The following is a 16380-nucleotide window of genomic DNA, read 5'->3' as shown; positions in this document are numbered from 1 at the left end:
GTATTTTACAACAATTGCAAGGTCGCGGCTAGCTCAAATGTAATTTTGAAATAATTAACAAGGACACTTGTCCGCTGTCTGTTGTTTAAATAAACAAAAAAACGCCCATAGGCGTTTTTTTAGTATTAAAGGCGTTAAATTAACAGCTATGCTTTTGCGGTTAATATGGCTCGAAGTGGAGCGGGGTAGCCTTCAATTGTTTTACTTGTATCGTTTGGATCTAAAAAGTCGATTAACGATTCGTTTTCCATCCAGTCTGTTTTGCGTTGTTCTTCAAGCGTGGTAATAGCGCAATCTTTTATTTGTACATCTTTAAAGCCAACGCGTTCCATCCACAGTTTTAATGCTGCAGTACTTGGAATAAACCAAACGTTGCGCATTTTAGCGTAGCGGTCGGTAGGCACTAATACTGTGTTTTCATCACCTTCAATTACTAGCGTTTCAAGTACGAGTTCGCCGCCGGGGCGAAGCTGGGCTTTTAACTGCGCTAAAAAGTCGATAGGTGAGCGACGATGATAAAGTACGCCCATCGAAAAAACCGTATCAAACGCTTTAAGCTCAGGTAATGCTTCAACGCCTAGTGGCAGTAAATGCACGTTTTCGTCTGGGTTGTAGTGTTTAATTGCCTGAAACTGACATAAAAATAAATCAGACGGATCAATACCCACTACAAACTCTGCGCCTTCACCGCGCATACGCCATAAATGATAACCTGAGCCACAACCAATATCTAATACGGTGCGGCCTTTTAATGGCTCAATATGAGGAAGCAGGCGGTCCCACTTCCAATCACTGCGCCACTCTGTGTCTATTTCAATACCATGCACACTAAATGGGCCTTTGCGCCATGGCATCATGCGTTTTAATAAATGCATGGCTTGCTTTTGCTCGCCATCACTCATCTCCCCTGGTGCGCCAATTTCTACCTTAGTAGAAATATCAACGTGTGTTGTAGCCACCTCTGGCAAGTTTTTAAGTACTTTTTGCCATTTAGGTAAATCACCGTGGCTAGCCTCGTTTTGCCAATGTTTTAATTGTGCAGGCAAGGTTTCTAGCCAATGACTAAGTGGGCTTTGTGCGATAGATGCGTAAAATTGGTTAAACCATTGAGACATGGATGACTCTCTTTATTTAATTGCTACCATTGAGCAAAAATTAAAACATTGATACCACACTTGAGTTTGGCTAAAACCAATATCTTGTAAGCGAGTAAAGTGAGCGCTTAGTGTATCTGGGCGCATAACGTTTTCGATGGCGGTACGCTTTTGGCTTATTTCAAGCTCAGAGTAACCATTGTGTCGTTTAAAGTCGTGGTGCAAATCAATCAATAAATTGTCGCATTGCTCGTTTTCAGCTTTAATTTTTTCGCTTAACAGTAATACGCCGCCAGGTTTTAAATTAGCATATATTTTTTCAAGCACAGCTTGGCGCTGCGCATGTGGAATAAACTGCAAAGTAAAGTTCATTGCTACTACTGAGGCGTTTTGAATCTCAAGCTCGTTAATATCGCCCAAAGTAACAGTAACAGGCACATCTGATTTAAAACCTTGTAAATGTACCTTACAACGCTCAACCATAGCTTGAGAATTATCTACCGCTATTATATGGCAGTTATCGGTGCGAATATTTCGTCGCATGCTAAGCGTTACTGCACCCAGTGAACAGCCTAAATCATAAAGATTTGAGTTACTTTGTGCATACTCACCCGCAAGCTTACCCATTGTACTGACAATAGTTGCGTAGCCCGGTACCGAGCGCTGAATCATATCTGGAAAAACTTCGACTACATTTTGGTCAAAGCTAAAATCTTTTACTTGTTGCTCAGAGGCATAAATACTGTCTTTTATGGTCACGAAGGCAGTCTCTTTGTAAATAATGGCGCTATTTTAACATTTTATACTGGATAGTCAGTGATAAATTCAGTAGCTTGACTAGAATTATGAATAATAAGTATAAAAGAGAAGATTAAATGAGCAAAAGTAAGGTCATCAGCACAGACGATATATTAGCAACCCTTTGTCATTCAGTGACAGGCGTACTCACTTCAGCCAGCGGTAATGGTATTAGCTACTCAGCCATGGTGCAAAAAATAACACGTACATGTATGCGACCAGATATTGGCTGCTTTGTTTTATTTGACGGCGGTTTTACAGGGCTTGTAATTACCAACTTTACTTCGCAAGCGGCGATGGAAATTTATGGCGATTACATGCGCAACATGGGGATGCCAGAAGATGAAATAGCGCATAGCCATTTATCAGACGACGTATCAAACGTACTAGGCGAGTTGATGAATCAAATTGTTGGCGACTTTACGTCTAAAGTGCGCGAGCAGTTACATACTTCAATTACGCAAAACCAGCCAAAAATGATGGCAATAAACAAGCAAGTGCAAATATCGGTAGATACCACCATGGATCGCCCGCAAGCCCGCCGCGTAACATTCACTACAAGTAAACAAAATATCTTTTACTTGGAATTAGCGATGGATAAAACAGAGTTTATTAAATTACACGACTTTGATATTGCAGAAGCACTAGACCCTGATGACATAATTGAAAACGAAGCACGTAAAAAAGCGGATAAAGAAAAAGCATCTACCGCAGTAGAGCAAGACGATGCCGATGATGATTTTATGGCAGGCTTAGGACTTTAAGCCTATTTACGTAGATACCATCTCTTCTAACCAGCCTCAAGCTTTCTTTAAATAGCTTGGGGCTGATATTCAGTTTGATTCTTCACAACACCAAAACAGATATGTGTCAGCTTTCTCATTGCAGCACCAATTGCCTGCATTTTTGTTTTACCTTGCTCCACTAATCGCTTATTTTGGGCTTTTATATCTGGATTATGTTGTACAGCTACTACAGCAGCCATATACAATTTAGCCCTTATATACCCAGGCCCTTCTTTGCTTAAGGTTGTTTTTCCAGCCCGTTTGCCTGACTCATTAAGCTTAGGTATTAAGCCTAAGTAACAAGCTAATTGCTTGGCATTTTTAAACTGTTTACATGCCATCAAGGACACCATCATACGTGATATTACATCTCCAACACCTTTGATACTTTGAAGCAATTGGCGGTTCTTTTTTAATTGTGGGTGTCTATCAATATGCTCATCAATGTCATTTTTTAGCTTGCCTATCTCAGTTTTTAGTGCAGCTATCATATCTTCAATTGACTGAGTAACTCGAGTAGATGCACCTGAGAAACCAACAGCTTCATAACGATTTTCTTCGCGACGTAAGTCTTGCTCAAGTGCTTCAAGTCTACGCGCCATTACTTTTAACTCTCTCGCTTCAACAGGCTCAGGCTGCCAACTTAAAAGTGAGTGCTGTTGGTCATGACCATAACGAGCAAGCATTGTGGCGTCTGACTTGTCTGTCTTATGGACAAGCCCTAATGAACTTGCGTACTGTTTTGCTTTACCAGGATTTACATGTAATAAAATAAATCCTTGCTCATATAGGAAATACATCAGCGGCTCGCTATAAACACCTATGGGCTCTGTTGTAATAACAATATCTTGTGCTTCTAAATTTGTATTCTTTATCAACCAGGCAACTAACTCTTGATAGCCCTGCGGGTTATTTTTAAAAATCTTCGTTTTCTTTTTACTTTTGACTACATCGCGTAGCCAGGAAATATCTAACTTTTCTTTACCCACATCAATGCCAATAAAAGCTTTCATCTCTATCTACTCCCCTTGTACATGCAGCGTCACCCTTAGTTGGGGCGCTAGGATACCATTCAGTTTAATGGAGGTTAGGAAGTCAGGGCTCAATCTACGTCACAGCATTTTCACACTCTGGTTGGGTACGAGCTCACTGTCTTCCCGATGTGACAAGTGCTAGCTAAACACTCATCAAGAAGAGATACAAGGTTGGGTTGAGTGAAACGAAACCCAACGTTTGCTCTGCTATTAATCCTTAGTTATGAGTGTTCAGGTTAGTGATTAAAATAAAAGCGCGATTTATATCGCGCTTTTTCGTCATGTTAGCTTTATTTGAATAAGTAAACCTACTCTTTAAACTTATAACCCACACTATAAACCGCAGCTATTGGGTTTAGTCCTGCTTGAACGTCGTTAATCTTTTTTCGTATATTTTTAATGTGTGTATCTATGTTGCGATCGAATATGTCGGTTGTATCACTGTATACGTTATTAATAATATCTTCGCGGGTAAAAACACGACCTACGTGGCTTATAAATAGTAAAAATATTTTAAACTCGACGGCGGTAAAGCCAATACTTTTGCCGTTTAGGCGGGCTTCGTAATCGTCTTCGTGTAATTGAAAATTATTATAAATGATGATGTTGGTTTTAGGCTGGCTGGTCCTTCTTAGTACAGCTTTTATGCGCGCTATAACTTCTTTAGGGCTGAAAGGTTTGCATATGTAGTCATCGGCGCCGAGCTCTAAACCCAGTAAGCGGTCTATTTCTTCACTTTTTGCGGTAAGCATAATAATAGGCACGTTTGAAAAGGCTCTAATTTGCTTACATAGTTCTATGCCATCAACATCTGGCAGCATTAAATCAAGAAGTATTAAATCTACAGCGTTTTGTTTTACAAAACTAACTACACCTTTGCCGCTATTAAAGTGCTCAGTTTCGTAATTTTGTTGCTTAGTATAGGCAATAAGTACCTCTGCAATGTTTTCTTCGTCTTCAACGATAAGTATTTTTTGTGATGCCATTATTTTAACCTAAAAGTGTCAGTGTTATTTTTACTTCTAGCCCACCGAGTGGTGAGTTGTGCAACGATATTTGACCGCCATGTGCCTCTACTATTTGTTTGCAAAGTGCAAGTCCTAAGCCCGAGCCGCCGTGCTCTCGGCTTCGAGATTTTTCAACGCGATAAAAACGCTCAAATAATTTTTGTAAGTCGTTTGGTAAAACACCTGGGGCTGAGTCTTGTAAAATAAGCTCAATTTTATTAGGTGTTTTGTTGGCAAGTATTATTACTTGCCCACCTTTATGCGTGTATCTGCAGGTATTTTCTAACAGGTTTGAAAATAGTTGCACAAGGCGTTCTTTATCGCCATTTATTATACATTTACCGGCTTTGGCTAAGCTTTTGCTATCTACATTTAATTCACGCTCTTTAAAGCGAGCGGTGTAGTTTTCAATTGATTGCTCAAAAATGCTTATTAAATCAGTACGCGCATTGTTATAGGTTAAATTAACGCTATCTGTTTGTGCTAGTTGGGCTAGGTCGTCAACAATGTGACTTAAATTATCTACTTGGTTTATGAGTAAATTAATGCGCTTTGTGTCGGCTGTAAATACACCATCTTGCACAGCTAACAAGTGCGAACGTAGTACGGTAAGTGGGGTTCTTAATTCGTGGGATGTGTCTGACACCCATTGAAACCGCATTTGTTGGTTTTGCTCAAGCGTGTGGGCTAAAGCATTAAAATTGTTGGATAGGGTAGCTAGCTCATCTTTACTAGAGGGAATTATTCTGCTGGCAAAGTTTCCTTTTGTTAACTCATCTGTGCCAGTCACTATTTGCTTTATTGGTTTTATTAAATGGCGGGATAACACAATAGCCATAATAAATGCGAGCGCAATAACGAGTAATGTGATCATAAAATAGTTATGAAATTGCGCTGCTAAAAACGCTTTAGCTGGGCTACTTTGCACAAGTTTTGAAGGTACTAAACCTATCCAGCCTATAACGTTATTGTTTAATAAAATAGGTTCTATATGTGGGTTGTCGTTTAAATTAGCTCTACCAACAACAACTTTTTTATTTTGATCATATAAACTTATACGCTGCCCAGTTTTAAGGGAACCTGCAGGTAAGTGTACCCACAATAAAGAGGGCGTTGCATTGCTGCTATTTGGTTTGGGTGGGGTGCTTGTGTGTTTATTCGTTTCAGGCTCGCCTGGCTTTTTTTGTGGCTCCACAATAGAGCGCCATAATTGTGTGTTTTGCGTAATGGGTTGCCAACTGCCTAATTCGCTATAAAGCTCAATAAGTTGCTGCTTAACCGTTGCTACATGCTTTGTTTCTTCTTGTTCAACAAAGTCGTTAAACCCTGACGAAAAGGTCATGTATATAAACACAAACATAAGCCCAACAAGGGCGATATTAGTGATAAAAAAAGCTAAAAAGAATTTATGTATTAATTTCACTGATTGGCAAATAGTAAAAATCATGTGTTAACGTACCAAGCAGTATTGCATATTGATTATGTGCCTACAATTAGCGTATTTAGGGAGTTGCTTACTAAAATCCTTTTTAAGTAAGCTTTTTAGGTATGTTGATTCTTGGGCTAAAACTTTATTTTTTCGGTATCGCCAGCACCCAGTAACTTATATTGTGGTTTTACAAAGCTTGCGTGTACTGCACCTAAACTTTTAGGGAACGATATAGCAAGATCATCTACTGTTGTAAATGTGTGCTTCGCTTGAAAAACAATTTCTAGGTCGTGCGCTTCGTTGTTGCTGGTGGTAAAAGCGACGCGTTCAAACACGATAACTTGCTGATTTACACGTAAGCTCGTTTTTTGTTTAAGTGCATTTTTTACAAACTCTTCTTGTTGCTCTGCACTTAAGTTTGTAGGCATAAGCTTATCAATATCGCCCATAAGCCATGCTTGCTCGCTTTGCAGCGCTGAAATTAAATGCTCAGCATTAGTTAATACTTTAACCTCAACTTGCCCGTCTCTTAAAATTACTTGGGCTGTTGTGTTTTTTAACACATGGGCGCTCACTTGAGTGCTCATACTTGTTAAAATACACGATAGCATTAGCCATTTTAATTTTTTTAAAAAATACATAATTACTACCTTTTATTGAGGCGGTTGACCTTTTTGTTTATTGATGTTGCTCAATAGTTGCTTTACAAATAAGGGTGTTGTCGGTTTCTAAGTCTTCGCCCCATATGAATTTTGCGTTTTCATCCCAGTTAATATCGTCGTAACCGTCTTTTGGTCCTACACCGGCAAAGTTGTGCTCTACTGCATTAGCCCAGTTTGCGTTATCAAAGTTACTTTGCAGCCAGTTAGTTGGCGCTTCTTTTGACATAAATGTACAAACACCTTCGCCTGCGACAGGGTTTGATTCGCTTTCGCATAATTTGTTAAGCGGCGCTTTGTGAAGTATTTCGCATTTAAAGCTTTGATCGCTTACGGCAACTACTTTATTTGTATCGGTGTCGGTAAGTTGCATAATGAAACCGCCATCACCCATTTGCTGATTTTTAGCACCGATGTATTCAAGCCCAGTGTCGTTTTGCTTAAAGTCTTTAATTATTAAATTAAGCTCAATAGGGTAGTTTGCAGAAAACGTAATGCTTTCGGCATTAAATGAGCGCTCTGTGGTTATAGGCACCGAATCTTCAACAAGTAACTGCTCGCCTATGTAGGCTGTAAACCAGTTATCAGCCCATGCTTCTAGCTTTAAGTTATGCTTGCCTGTAATGGCAGGATTTGTATTTTGCTTAGTGACTGTTGGAGTAAGGTGATTTGGCTGCGGGCCTCTACAAAATGTACCTGTTTGAACTTTGCCACCATTACTGATGGTTTTTTGTTTAAAGCTATAGCAGTCTTTTCCCTGTGATGCAGGGCTGTAGGTAGTAAAGTAGTTTTCACCTTTGTATGAATAGCTCATTGTACGGCTGCCATTTTCAGAGATTGCGTGCGTTAAGTTTTCAACGCCTCCTTGTGGCGGGCGCAGATCGGCTCTTATACCTTGAGTATCGCCACTAAGTGGTGACACTCTTGGTAATTTTGCGGTATCTACTTCACCTACTAAGCACTGAATAATATACGGCGGTGTAGCTGATGTTTGGTAGCGATAACCAAATGTGTCGTCGGTTTGTCCGTTACATACATCAAGGTCACCTTTGGCAATTGCACTGCCGTCTGGGTTTTTACTGCCATACAGCGGGTAACCATCGTAAGCCCAACCAATAATGGCATCGCTTGATTGGTTTTTCATTGTGTCAATCATACACGTTGGCGATACATGATAATGGTAGTCATCACCTCGTCCTGCGTGTCCGCCACATATATCTAACTGTCCGAGTGCTAAAGTGTCGTGTTTTTCATCGTAGCTATTTACGTCCAGTTCACCTTGCGAAGAATAGTCGTATATTGGTACGCCATTAACGGCAACACCTACGGCTGCATCAATTGTTGTTATTGCTTTTGCTTTTTTAGGATTTAGCTTTATAGGTGCGGCGTAGTCTTTAGCTGGAACAGGTATTTGCTCGTTAGTACCTGTAATACCAGTCATTACGTCATGATCAGGATAAGTAGATGAGGCAATATAAGCATATTGTTCATCGCACGTAACAGATACGCTTTGATCAAACCCTGCATTACTTACTGATTGTGTAATAGCATCACAACGAGGTGATTTTACGTTAGCGGTTAAATATGATTTGTCAGGCTTTGGTTGCTCGTTTGGTGTTGGTTTTGAATCCGGTTTTTGCTCGGCGCTATTAGCGCTTCGCGAGTATTTAACCGTCATACTTGCAGTATCGAGAGTAATATCTTTTACAGCGGCGAGTAATGCTGAGCGATCTACTTTTGTATCACTGTTAAAGGTAACCGGTGCAGATAACGCGTACACAGTATAAGTATAGCTTTTTTCACCTGGGCCTTTAGAGCAAGGCGGCGCATATTGGTTTAAATCGTTTACGCTATTAGAGCCTACTTCACCGAGAGTTTCGCCCGCTTTAATTTGTGTTTTATCGGCGGCAATATTGTACATGGTCCAATACCAATGCATTCCCTCTGGCGCTTTATGATCCATAATTAACGCATAATATTTGGTTGTGTTAGGTGCACCGCTCCAGTTAAGTGGAGGGCTAATGCTTTGCCCATCGCACGTATAAGTTATAGGCAAGTTACCGCCATCACTTACTTTTGAGCTTGTTAGAGTAAAATCATTGAGGTTTGATTGTTCAAGTGATTGGCTGTTTTGCTCGTTGCAGGCACTTAAGGTTACACAGCACAGTGCACTGAGTAAAAAGGCATGGGTATTTTTCATCATTTAAAACTCCAAAGATTAAGAGTACATAGAAAGAATTAGCTATTAAGAGTGTAGTTCTCAAATGTAGGGCAATTATGTAGTTTTAAACTTTTTTGTTTTTATTAAGCGATAAGGCGTTTAGTTGTGAGCTGCTTACGTGGATAAGAGATTGGGTATGTGCGCTTGGGCATGAAAGGAAATATTAACTTAAGCATGGCGTTATTTTCACTCATTTAAGTAACGCTAAAATCCTTATTTTAAATAAGGATTTTCACCCATTGCGACTACCACACAAAAAATTCTTAAATCTAACTCTAGCTGGTGGTAACTCGGTTCCATATGGCAGCAAAGTTGATAAAAGCCTTTGTTATGGTCTTTTTCTTTAAAGTGGGCGAGTTCATGTACCACTAACGCTTTTAATAACGGCTCGGGAGCGCGCAGCAAGTCGCTGTTTATCGCTAAATCGTGTTTGCGGGTTTTACCTTGCATTCGATACGTATGTGTACCGAGTGCATTGGTGACCATATCGCCTTGCTTTTTAAAAGCAGCGCGCCCAAATGGTGGCGCATTTTTTAAATATTGTTTTTTAAGCTCGGTTGCATAGCTATAAAGTAGTTTATCGCTGGTAATAGTGTGAGCTTGCGGATACTTTTTAAGTAAGTAGTCACATACCTTTTTGTTATTTATAAGGCTTAATATTTGCTCAACAATATTAGCTGGGTAGCCGGTAAAGTAACGTGCGTATTCACTCATTATTATTTCTCTGTCGTTTTACTTTTAGAAAAGTGCTTGCTGGTGGGCTTCTTTTTCGCCAGTAAATGGGTTTAATGCTTTGTGATTATAACCAAGGTCTTTACAAAACTGCCTTGCTAATAATGGCGCTTCTCGGTTATCTGCCGTATGAAAAAACACATAAGGCGTTTTATCCTCATCAAGCCATTGTTTTACTTTACTTAGCCACGGTTTATAAAAGGATTTATAGTCATTTTGTAAATCGGCTATTACAAAGCGCGCCATGGGTTGCGTGCTTGTAGCAATGGCATGCACGGGTAAATGCGGCTTTTTTTGCTGTGCATCTATTAGCGCTTCGGTTGTTGGTTTTACGGCAAATAGGGCGCGAGTATCCATCGATATGCGATTTATGTTGTTTGCCATTAATAACTGATTAAGCGCTATTTCGGCTTCGCCCTTTTGAAAAAACGCAGTATGACGTACCTCTACACCGTAATTAACCTCTTTTGGTAATAGGCTAATAAATTGTGCGAGTTTGGGTAAGTCACCAGGACCAAATGCTTTAGGTAATTGCAGCATGATTTGCCCAGTTTTTTCTAAAATAGGGGAGAACAAGTTAAGCCAATCAGTAAGCTCGGTTTGAACATTAGTTAGGTGCAGCTCGTGGCTAAAGCGACGATTAAACTTAAAAGTAAATTTAAAATCGTCGGGAACGCTATTTGCCCAGCGCAACACGGTGCTTGGCGAAGGATCAGCGTAAAAGCTGGTATTGCCTTCGACTGAATTAAAATGCTGAGCGTATTGGCTAAGCATATCGGCGTTTTTACATTGGCTTGAAAATAAATTGCCTTTCCATGCATTGCTCGACCACTGCGGGCATCCAATATATAACATACAAACTAGCGCCTTATTATAAAGTGGCGATAGTGTAGCAAATAACAAAACGAGCTGCTGTAAATTCAGGGGCAAAAGCGGCACACGCCCTAGCATCTTGATACTACTTGGGTATAATGCAGGGCTTAATTTGATTATTTTTAGATTGCTAGCGGCTTTATTTGTATTGTGGTGACCTGTTTTTTAAATCACACGCCTTAAAACAAATAAGTTTAGCCGTTTAAGCCTTTTATCTGACAGGAAAACTATGCGCTCTATATATTGCGGACAGCTAAATAAAACTCACGTAGATCAAGAAGTTGAACTATGTGGCTGGATCAACAAACGACGTGACCTTGGTGGACTTATCTTTGTCGATTTACGCGATAGAGAAGGTTTAGTACAAGTTGTATTCGATTCTGACATTGAAGAATTAATGAGTTCAGCTAACACACTTCGCCAAGAATTTTGTGTTCAGTTAAAAGGTGTTGTTCGCGCACGCCCAGACAGCCAAGTAAATAAAGACATGGCAACAGGGGAGATCGAAATTTTAGGTAAAGAGCTTAATATTATTAATCGCTCAGAGCCATTACCACTTGATTTTAACCAAGTAAACTCAGAAGAGCGTCGTTTAAAATACCGTTACCTAGACTTACGTCGTCTAGAAATGAGTGACCGTATTAAATTACGTGCTAAAGCAAGCAGCTTTGTTCGTCGCTTTTTAGATGAAAACGGCTTTTTAGACATCGAAACACCTGTACTTACTAAAGCAACACCTGAAGGCGCGCGCGATTACTTAGTACCGAGTCGTGTTCATAAAGGTAGCTTTTACGCTTTACCACAGTCTCCACAGTTGTTTAAGCAATTGTTGATGATGTCGGGTTTTGACCGTTACTACCAAATTGTTAAATGTTTCCGTGATGAAGATTTACGCGCCGATCGCCAACCAGAATTTACCCAAATAGATATAGAAACCTCGTTCATGAACTCTGATCAAGTACGTGGTATGACTGAAAAAATGATCCGTGAGATGTGGCAAACATTGCTCAACGTTGATTTAGGCGATTTTCCAATCATGCCTTACAGCGAGGCAATGAGCCTTTACGGTTCTGATAAGCCAGATTTACGTAACCCAATGAAATTAGTTGATGTTGCAGATTTAGTTAAAGACGTAGAGTTTAATGTTTTCTCAGGTCCGGCTAACGACGAAAAAGGTCGCGTTGCTGTGTTAACTGTACCGGGTGGCGCTAAGCTTTCTCGTAAACAACTTGACGATTACACTAAGTTTATTGGTATTTACGGCGCTAAAGGCATGGCGTGGATGAAAGTAAACGACCACACTGCAGGCGCTGAAGGTGTTCAATCGCCAGTGGCTAAGTTTTTAAGCGAAGACGTAATCACAAAATTACTTGAGCGTACTAATGCACAGTCTGGCGATATTATTTTATTCGGTGCCGATAAGCGCAACACAGTAAATGAAGCAATGGGCGCACTGCGCGTTAAGATTGGTGTTGATTTAGAAATCACTAACCTTAATAGCTGGGCACCACTTTGGGTTGTAGATTTCCCAATGTTTGAAGAAGATGACGAAGGCACATTACATGCTGTACATCATCCATTCACTGCACCAAAAGACATTAACGCAAGTGAGCTTGAAGCAAACCCAGCCGCTGCTATTTCAGACGCCTACGATATGGTATTAAACGGCTACGAAGTAGGTGGTGGTTCGGTACGTATTCATAATGCAGATATGCAAGAAACCGCATTTAGAATTTTAGGTATTAACGAGCAAGAGCAACAAGACAAGTTTGGCTTTTTACTTGATGCACTTAAATACGGTACACCACCACATGCAGGTTTAGCATTTGGCCTTGACCGTTTAGCAATGCTTTTATGTGGTACCGATAACATTCGTGACGTTATTGCTTTCCCTAAAACAACACAAGCGTCGTGTTTATTAACTAACGCACCTAGTAAGCCTAACCTTGATTCGTTAGCTGAGCTTGCAATTAGTGTTGTAGAAAAAGAAGTATCAAGCGAAGAGTAATTATTACTTAGCTTTTGAGCTGAATTTAAAAACCCTTAAGTTATATGCTTAAGGGTTTTTTTATGGTTAAATTTATAGCAGAGTGTGTTTTAAACGAACAGATGAAAAGGAATTATTATGTCGATCAATGCAACCTTATTTGGTGAGTTTTTAGTTTTTATTATTGTGCTGTGTATTCCTATTTTTGCTGTAATTAGCTACAAAATAGGTAAGCGTAAAAGTACTATGCCGGGTGTTTTAGCGTTTGTGGGTGGCTGTTTAGCACTATTTCCACTACTTGCTTTGATTTTTATTGCAGTGCTTGCGCTTAAAAAAGATTTACCTAAAAGTAATGGCTACACGGGTTAAATTTAATAGGTGAATTGTGTTGTTAAGTAATAATAACCAGTATTTTGATGAACAATTTGATGCTTTACAGTACGCAGAGCAATTAACTGAAAACTCTGAGTTTGAAGAGTGTATATTTATTGATTGCGACTTTTCAGACGGGCAGTTTAAAAATTGCCGATTTATAGAATGTAGTTTTAAAAACTGTAATTTATCGTCACTTAAATGGAACTACAGTTCGCTTGAAAATGTAAGTTTTAGCCACTGTAAATTAAATAGTTTGCAATGGGCTGATGTAGATTGGCCAGCGCTTAGTATTAACGCACCGGTGAGTTTTAATTATTGCGAGCTCAGTAATAGTTCTTTTTTTGAATTGACTCTCAAAGCCCTCAAACTAACACACTGCTTTGCCAAAAATGTTGATTTTAGACACGCTGATTTAAGCGGTAGTATATTTACAGGAACAGATTTTCGCGATAGTGAGTTTTTTCAAACTAACGTAACAAAATGTGACTTTGTAGGTGCTACAGCGTTTAATATTGATTTGAATAATAATATGTTAGCGAATGCTAAGTTTGATCGCTTCGAAGCACTTAATTTGCTTACCAGTCTTAATATAGAGCTTTGTGATTAATTTAGTTTAATATGGTTACATACCTAGAAGCGACAGCTTAGCTGGGCTTCTAGATACTGCGTGACTGCGTAATTAACGGCTTGGGCCATTTTTATTACGTGCACTGGCAAGCTGTCTTGCGATTTCTAATAACGCAGGTGAAATATCTTCAGCGCCATCTTTAATTAGTTTTGTAACATCACCTGACGAAAACAGACCGTCACGTGGTGATTTAATACCTAACTCACGAACAAAATCCTTCGTTTTACCTGTGCTGCCTGTTTCAATAAACTTAAAAATAATACGTTCATTGTTGTTTTTAGCAGGTGCTTTTAGTGTTTCGATTTCGTCATGTATTGCAGTTAGTTTGTCTTCTAAAATTTCTATACGTTCTTGAATGCTATTGTATGATTTCATTTATTGGATCTTTTACTAAATATATTTAAACAATGGCGGCTATTATCGCATAGTTTGACAATAGAGAATGCAAACCTATAAAGTAAAAGTTATTTTTAATTAAAAACAATAATTTATATAAGTTTGAACATGCAAAAAACACTTAAAAAGCTTTTTATGTTAAGCGCACTAGCTCTAAGTGCATCAGCAATAAGCGCAACAAGCTATGCAAACGATGGCGTTATAACCGATGAAAGCCGTAATCGCACTATTCCTATCAATATCACACTACCAAGTAACAATGCTAAGTGCACTGAACAAGTAAAATGCCCTGTAGCGTTTATTAACGCAGGTTAAGGGATTAGCCATAACGGGTATACGTTTGCCAGTAATGCGTTTAATCAGCGTGGGTATTTAACAGTAGCAGTTGCACATGAACTAAAAAGCGACCCTTACTTAAACCGTGAGCAGCCTTACTTAACAACTCGCATGGAAAACTGGCATCGTGGCGTAGTAACGCTTAAGTTTTTAGTTAATGAGCTATCGAGTAAATACCCAGCATACGACTTTACAAAACTCACCTTATTTGGGCACTCAAACGGCGGGGATATTTCGTCATTATACGGCTCTATTTACCCCAATGAAGTAAGCCAAATTATTACGCTCGATCATCGCCGCATGTTGATCCCGCGCAATAAAAACATTCGCGTACTTACACTTCGCGGTAGTGATTACCCAGCTGATGCGAATGTGCTGTTAAACGATTCAGAGCTGGATAAGTTTCCTGTTACACAAATAATGATAGAAAAATCACGCCATAACGATATGTACGATGGCGGGCCAATATAGCTGGTGGATAGAATGAGTAAAGAAGTAGAGGGATTTTTAGATAGTAAAAATTAGGTTTATAAAAGTTAAATCATAGCGCAGTGTTAGCTGCGCTATATTACTTTTATGGTAGTTACTCTACCAATTCACTTACAATAACAGGATTGTTATGTAGTGTTTTATGCACAGGACATTTGTCGGCTATTTCGAGTAAACGCTGGCGCTGCTCTTGTGTTAAATCACCGATTAAAGTGATTTTACGGGTAATGGCTTCAAGGTTGCCGGTTTGCTCGCAATCGTCGCAATCTTTGTTGTAATCTCGAGTGTGATCAAGTTCTACTTTGACATGCTCTAGCGCTAAGTTTTTACGTGTAGCGTACATGCGCAGTGTCATTGCTGTACAGGCACCAAGCCCCGCCAATAAGTGATGATACGGATCGGGGCCTAAGTTTTTACCGCCTACCTTTATTGGCTCATCTGCAAGCCAAGTATGATCTTTGGTGCTTACGTGCTGAGTAAATACATGATCTTTTTCTTCAACAAGTACATTGCCACCCGTTAGGCTTGCGGCGTATTTTGTTTTGTCATATTTAACGTAGCGATTAGCCCACGTTGCAATAATTTCTGCAGCGTAGTCGGCATCGTTTTTATTAGTAAGTAAGTGATCGGCGTTATCTAGGCTAATAAAACTTTTAGGATGCTTAGCTGATGCGTAAATTTTTTCGGCTTCGCTAATATTTACAGTTGCATCAATAGGGGAGTGCATTACTAATAATGCGCGCTTAAGCTTACTAATGTGGCTTTTATCGTACTTGGCTATATCGTCTATAAACTGTTTTTTAATGGTAAATTCGCGGCCTGCTAGGCTTACTTTTGCTTCGCCGGCTGCGTTAATTTCATCGAGATGTGCTTCAAAGTTATGCGCTACGTGTTGCGCATCTGACGGTGCACCAATAGTTGTAATGGCCGATACTTCAGGAATGTGCTCAGCAGCAGCCAGTACCGCAGCGCCGCCTAAACTGTGGCCAATGAGTAATTGCGGCGCTGCAAAGTGCTTACGCAGATGATCAGCCGCTGAAACTAAATCTTGAATGTTCGATGAAAAGTTACTGTTAGCAAAGTCGCCATCGCTATTGCCTAAACCGGTAAAGTCAAAACGCAGTACAGCTATGCCTTGTTGCGTAAGTGCACGGCTTATACGTGTAGCTGCTGCTATGTCTTTTCCGCATGTGAAGCAGTGTGCAAATAGCGCGTAAAACTTAACGTCACCAGAGGGAAGTTCAAGTTGGCCGGCAAGTTCTAAATCGCCGCTTTTAAAAGATACTTTTTGTCGCATGGGAAGCCTTATTTACACAAATAAAATACATTATATTAGGGCGTGTTGACCGTTGTGGATTGAAATTTGTTCAATCTAGGGGCGATTTAATCGCGGCGCGAGGTTTGTAACCTAGTGGACTAAGTAAAAACCGAGCAAAGCTTCCGCGTCCTGCTCACGCCCCTTACCTACATCCATGTCATAGGTAAGATCTTAAGAAATTGAGTTGAAGCTCAATTCATGATCAAATGGTTGTTACCA

15 protein-coding genes and 1 pseudogene are annotated in these 16380 nt (G+C 39.8%); 5 read left to right on the top strand and 11 right to left on the bottom strand.

The genetic code is table 11. From position 1 onward, the window contains the following. Nucleotides 1-146: 146 nt before the first annotated feature. Both cmoB and cmoA read right to left on the bottom strand, forming a co-directional pair. Nucleotides 147-1115: a tRNA 5-methoxyuridine(34)/uridine 5-oxyacetic acid(34) synthase CmoB gene (gene cmoB / locus I6F44_RS03835; RefSeq protein ID WP_007586955.1), complete on the bottom strand. Its 969-nt coding sequence runs from the start codon at nucleotides 1113-1115 to the stop codon at nucleotides 147-149. Nucleotides 1116-1127: 12 nt separating this feature from the next. Beyond that, complete coding sequence (gene cmoA / locus I6F44_RS03830) at nucleotides 1128-1853, bottom strand: carboxy-S-adenosyl-L-methionine synthase CmoA (RefSeq protein WP_007378000.1); 726 nt, start codon at nucleotides 1851-1853, stop codon at nucleotides 1128-1130. 116 nt (nucleotides 1854-1969) lie between these two features. Here cmoA and I6F44_RS03825 point away from each other — a divergent pair, with 116 nt between their 5' ends. Then, nucleotides 1970-2656, top strand: a complete 687-nt coding sequence (locus I6F44_RS03825; protein WP_007586957.1) for a DUF3334 family protein — start codon at nucleotides 1970-1972, stop codon at nucleotides 2654-2656. Nucleotides 2657-2703: 47 nt separating this feature from the next. On the opposite strand, the gene I6F44_RS03820 is transcribed toward I6F44_RS03825, so the two are convergent. The 7 genes from I6F44_RS03820 to I6F44_RS03790 all read right to left on the bottom strand — a co-directional run bounded on the left by I6F44_RS03820 (nucleotide 2704) and on the right by I6F44_RS03790 (nucleotide 10614). After that, nucleotides 2704-3690, bottom strand: a complete 987-nt coding sequence (locus I6F44_RS03820) for an IS110 family transposase (RefSeq protein ID WP_121954350.1) — start codon at nucleotides 3688-3690, stop codon at nucleotides 2704-2706. A gap of 329 nt (nucleotides 3691-4019) precedes the next feature. Beyond that, a complete protein-coding gene (locus I6F44_RS03815; protein ID WP_121954349.1) occupies nucleotides 4020-4697 on the bottom strand; it encodes a response regulator in 678 nt (225 codons plus the stop codon). A 4-nt stretch (nucleotides 4698-4701) separates the two neighbouring features. Further along, nucleotides 4702-6060 (bottom strand): ATP-binding protein, encoded by a 1359-nt coding sequence (locus I6F44_RS03810; RefSeq protein WP_231612789.1) that lies wholly within the window; start codon nucleotides 6058-6060, stop codon nucleotides 4702-4704. 221 nt (nucleotides 6061-6281) lie between these two features. Continuing rightward, nucleotides 6282-6788 (bottom strand): hypothetical protein, encoded by a 507-nt coding sequence (locus tag I6F44_RS03805; protein ID WP_197173322.1) that lies wholly within the window; start codon nucleotides 6786-6788, stop codon nucleotides 6282-6284. A 37-nt stretch (nucleotides 6789-6825) separates the two neighbouring features. Beyond that, nucleotides 6826-9009, bottom strand: coding sequence for a YHYH protein (locus I6F44_RS03800; RefSeq protein ID WP_197173321.1), 2184 nt, complete (start codon nucleotides 9007-9009; stop codon nucleotides 6826-6828). A gap of 231 nt (nucleotides 9010-9240) precedes the next feature. Then, nucleotides 9241-9741, bottom strand: a complete 501-nt coding sequence (locus I6F44_RS03795; RefSeq protein ID WP_197173320.1) for a M48 metallopeptidase family protein — start codon at nucleotides 9739-9741, stop codon at nucleotides 9241-9243. A gap of 24 nt (nucleotides 9742-9765) precedes the next feature. After that, nucleotides 9766-10614, bottom strand: coding sequence for a DUF72 domain-containing protein (locus I6F44_RS03790; RefSeq protein WP_197173319.1), 849 nt, complete (start codon nucleotides 10612-10614; stop codon nucleotides 9766-9768). Nucleotides 10615-10861: 247 nt separating this feature from the next. On the opposite strand from I6F44_RS03790, the gene aspS reads away from it, so the two are divergent. From aspS to I6F44_RS03775, 3 genes are all read left to right on the top strand, one after another. After that, complete coding sequence (gene aspS / locus I6F44_RS03785) at nucleotides 10862-12640, top strand: aspartate--tRNA ligase (protein WP_197173318.1); 1779 nt, start codon at nucleotides 10862-10864, stop codon at nucleotides 12638-12640. Nucleotides 12641-12757: 117 nt separating this feature from the next. Further along, complete coding sequence (locus I6F44_RS03780; RefSeq protein ID WP_076924392.1) at nucleotides 12758-12988, top strand: hypothetical protein; 231 nt, start codon at nucleotides 12758-12760, stop codon at nucleotides 12986-12988. A 16-nt stretch (nucleotides 12989-13004) separates the two neighbouring features. Next, nucleotides 13005-13601: a pentapeptide repeat-containing protein gene (locus I6F44_RS03775; RefSeq protein WP_197173317.1), complete on the top strand. Its 597-nt coding sequence runs from the start codon at nucleotides 13005-13007 to the stop codon at nucleotides 13599-13601. A gap of 72 nt (nucleotides 13602-13673) precedes the next feature. On the opposite strand, the gene I6F44_RS03770 is transcribed toward I6F44_RS03775, so the two are convergent. Then, nucleotides 13674-13997, bottom strand: a complete 324-nt coding sequence (locus tag I6F44_RS03770) for a hypothetical protein (protein ID WP_010555318.1) — start codon at nucleotides 13995-13997, stop codon at nucleotides 13674-13676. 129 nt (nucleotides 13998-14126) lie between these two features. Between I6F44_RS03770 and I6F44_RS03765 the strand changes: the two are divergent. After that, nucleotides 14127-14825: pseudogene (locus I6F44_RS03765) on the top strand (alpha/beta hydrolase). 112 nt (nucleotides 14826-14937) lie between these two features. Here the strand turns inward: I6F44_RS03765 and I6F44_RS03760 are convergent. Then, a complete protein-coding gene (locus tag I6F44_RS03760) occupies nucleotides 14938-16140 on the bottom strand; it encodes a bifunctional alpha/beta hydrolase/OsmC family protein (protein ID WP_197173316.1) in 1203 nt (400 codons plus the stop codon). Between the last annotated feature and the right edge of the window lie 240 nt (nucleotides 16141-16380).

Origin of the sequence: Pseudoalteromonas sp. NZS11_1, assembly GCF_015864275.1 — a bacterium.
Taxonomy (GTDB): domain Bacteria; phylum Pseudomonadota; class Gammaproteobacteria; order Enterobacterales; family Alteromonadaceae; genus Pseudoalteromonas; species Pseudoalteromonas arctica.
The sequence above is the reverse complement of the archived record's forward strand: the minus strand, read 5'-3'. Positions and strand labels throughout refer to the sequence as shown.